At 74.7% G+C, this 3,046-nt stretch carries 3 protein-coding genes and 1 pseudogene; 3 read left to right on the top strand and 1 reads right to left on the bottom strand.

Going from position 1 to position 3,046, the window contains the following annotated elements:
- Positions 1-170: 170 nt before the first annotated feature.
- The 3 genes from AC0CYZ_RS21565 (at position 171) to AC0CYZ_RS21555 (ending at position 2,810) form a co-directional block, all read left to right on the top strand.
- Entirely contained in the window at positions 171-332 is a 162-nt protein-coding gene (locus AC0CYZ_RS21565) for a hypothetical protein (RefSeq protein ID WP_472219092.1), read from the top strand.
- 110 nt (positions 333-442) lie between these two features.
- Positions 443-1,108 (top strand): hypothetical protein, encoded by a 666-nt coding sequence (locus AC0CYZ_RS21560; RefSeq protein WP_472219090.1) that lies wholly within the window; start codon positions 443-445, stop codon positions 1,106-1,108.
- A 37-nt stretch (positions 1,109-1,145) separates the two neighbouring features.
- Positions 1,146-2,810 carry an alkaline phosphatase D family protein gene (locus AC0CYZ_RS21555; protein WP_472219088.1) on the top strand — a complete coding sequence of 555 codons (1,665 nt, stop codon included), beginning with the start codon at positions 1,146-1,148 and terminating at the stop codon, positions 2,808-2,810.
- A gap of 17 nt (positions 2,811-2,827) precedes the next feature.
- Here the strand turns inward: AC0CYZ_RS21555 and AC0CYZ_RS21550 are convergent.
- Positions 2,828-3,046, bottom strand: a pseudogene (locus tag AC0CYZ_RS21550) (hypothetical protein); the annotation flags it as partial.

Raw genomic sequence — 3,046 nt, 5'->3', positions numbered from 1 at the left:
CGCACCCCGGTCGCCCCCGCGCGCGGCAGCCTACGACCTGTGTCCGTGCCCCCGGCCGGGACCGGGACGCGACGACGTTCTCGTGACGACCCGTCCCCAGCACTGGACAGCACGGCGATCCGCACTGACCATCGGTGCAGCGTCATCGCCACGCTCCACGGGAGGCAGACATGCGACTGGGCCGCCGAATCACCGCCGGGATCGCCGAGCACCCGCCCGCGCCGACCCGCCCCGAGCCGGACACCGCACCCGCCCCCGTCGAAGCGACCGCACCCGCCGTCGAGACCCCGGCGCCGGAGCGCACGCCGGACCCGGCCGTCTCGAGGACCTGATCACCGGCGCGTTCGGGGGACGCGCACTCTTCGGGCGGCGGGCCGACCGCCCCGAGCCCGACCAGCCCGCCGACCGGCCCGCCCTGCCCGGGTGGAAGATCGCGTACCCCATGCTCTCCTCCGACGGCGCCGCGGTCGGCTTCAACGGCGTCGCGCTCGGCCGCAGCCAGGTCTACGGCACCGTCGCGGAGGCGGTGTGCGTGCAGTCCTCGCGGCACCGTTGCCCCTCGACGTGGTGCGACTGCGGCTTCTACTGCTTCCACGACGCCGAGTCCGCCCGCGCCCTGGCCTGCGACGAGCAGTACGAGCGCAGCGTCCTGCTGGAGATCCTCGCCTCTGGGCGCTACGTCTCCTACGAGCTCGGGCTGCGCTACCAGCGCCAGACCGTGCGCTCGGTGCGGGTCGGGCGGTGCCGCTGCGGCCGGACGGCGGCCGCGCTCGACGACGTCGGGGGCGGGATCGTCGGGTGGCGCCGTCTCGAGCCGGTGTGCCGGGAGTGCGCCGGACGACGCGCCGTGCTGTCGCTCGAGAAGTTCGGGACGCTGGCGGGCGTGCCGGTCTCCGGCGACGAGGGCGGCGGGTACGCCCCGATGGGTCCGCTCGCGCCGCTGTCCGACTCCGACCGCGCGGGTGGTCCCGCGGACGTCGGCGGTCGGGGTCCCGTTCCGGACGACCCCGAGGCCGAGATCCCCCTGCTGACCGCCGAGGTCACCCTCCTGCAGGCCCGGCTCGACGAGCTCCAGCGGCGACTCGGACGGCTCACCGACCGCCCGTAGCGCCCGGCCGTCGGTCCGGTGATGTAGAGATGGCAGCGTGACGGCGACCGGCTCCAGCGGCCTTCTGCTCGGTCCGTTCCTGCGGCACGTGGGGACGACGACCGCGACGGTGTGGGTCGAGACGGCGGCCCCCGGCGAGGTCGAGGTGCTCGGTCACACCGCGCGCACCTTCACCGTGCAGGACCAGCACTACGCGCTCGTCGTCGTGCGGGGCCTCGAGCCCGGCACCTGCCGGACCTACGAGGTGCGTCTCGACGGCGAGCAGGTGTGGCCCCAGGAGCACTCCGGGATGCCGGCGAGCCGGATCCGCACGCGCGCGACCACCGACCTCGTCGCGGACCCGGCCCGGCAGCGGATCGTGTTCGGCTCCTGCCGCTACCCCCCGACCGGCGACGAGGAGCTCGAGCGCGAGTACGGCGTCGACGCCCTCGACGCCTACGCCGCGAGGCTGCTCGCCCGGGTGCGCGACGCCGCGTCGGACGCCGCGGCGGCCGCCGAGCTGCCCGACGCGCTCTGCCTGCTCGGCGACCAGATCTACGCCGACGAGACGACGCCGCGCACCCAGGAGTGGATCCGGGCCCGCCGCGGCGGCGACGGGGGTGCGGGCCTCGAGATCGCCGACTATCCCGAGTACGCCCACCTCTACGCGGAGACCTGGACCGACCCGGAGCTGCGCTGGCTCTTCTCGACGGTGCCGACGTCGATGATCTTCGACGACCACGACATCCGTGACGACTGGAACACCTCGCTGGCCTGGCGCGAGGAGATGGCGCGCCAGGACTGGTGGGCCACCCGCATCCGCGCGGGCCTCGCCTCGTACTGGGTCTACCAGCACATCGGGAACCTCGACCCGGACACGCTCGCCGCCGACGATCTCTACCGGGAGGTCACGACGGCCGAGGGCGACGTGTGGCCGCTGCTCGAGGCGTACGCGGCGCGCGCCGACGCGGCCGTGGGCCAGCCCGAGGGCGTGCGGTGGAGCTACCGGTGGGACCTCGGGCGGACGCGGCTGCTGATCGTCGACTCCCGCTGCGGGCGGGTGCTCAACGCGCAGGAACGCCTCATGATCAACGACGACACCTTCACCTGGATCGAGCAGCAGGCGAGCGAGGACCCGCAGGAGGTCGACCACCTGGTGCTGGGGTCGTCGATCCCGTGGCTGATGCCCCCGGCGGCCAGCCAGGTGCAGATGATCGACGAGCGGTCCGCGGCCGCGGGGAGCCGACTCGCCGAGAAGCTGCGCCAGGCCGTGGACCTCGAGCACTGGCCGGCGTTCCGGGCGTCGTTCGACCGGCTCGCCCGCCTCGTCGAACGGGTCGGTTCGTCCTCGACGGCCCCGCAGACGGTGTGCGTGCTCTCCGGGGACGTCCACCACAGCTACGCCGCGCGCGCCACGTTCCCGACCCCGACGCGGTCGCGGGTCTACCAGCTGACCTGCTCCCCGGTGCGCAACGGCGTCCCGTGGTTCATGGAGTACGTGTTCGATGCCGGGTGGATGCGTCCGGTCGTCGGGCTGGCGCGCCGGCTCGGGCGCTGGTGGGGCGTGCCCGAGGACCCCGTGCGCTGGGATCCCATCGGCGGGCCGTGGTTCGGCAACGCCGTGGCCACCCTGGAGATCCACGGCCGCTCCGCCCGGGTGCGCTACGAGCGCGCCGGGCGGGACGGCACGCTGGACGGGGTCGCGGACCTGCCGCTCTCGTAGGCCGGTGCAGGGCCGGTTCAGGCCGCCGCGGCCGCCCGACGACGACGGGTGCGTCCCGGCAGCAGGAACGCGCGGCGCCACAGCGCCGTCCCCGGTCCCCCGACCATGTCCGCCTCCTCGAGGAAGCCCAGGATCTTCTCCCCCGCCCAGCGGATCATCTCCTGGTAGTGCGGGTTGGCCAGGGCCTCCCGCCGGCCCCGCTGCGGGTCGATGCCCACCGACGCGTAGACGCCCGG

This window comes from Actinomycetospora sp. (genome assembly GCF_055612215.1).
The sequence above is the reverse complement of the archived record's forward strand: the minus strand, read 5'-3'. Positions and strand labels throughout refer to the sequence as shown.

Coding starts and splice junctions, on each gene's coding strand:
- AC0CYZ_RS21565 (WP_472219092.1), top strand. CDS start 171: ATGCGACTGGGCCGCCGAATCACCGCCGGGATCGCCGAGCACCCGCCC.
- AC0CYZ_RS21560 (WP_472219090.1), top strand. CDS start 443: ATGCTCTCCTCCGACGGCGCCGCGGTCGGCTTCAACGGCGTCGCGCTC.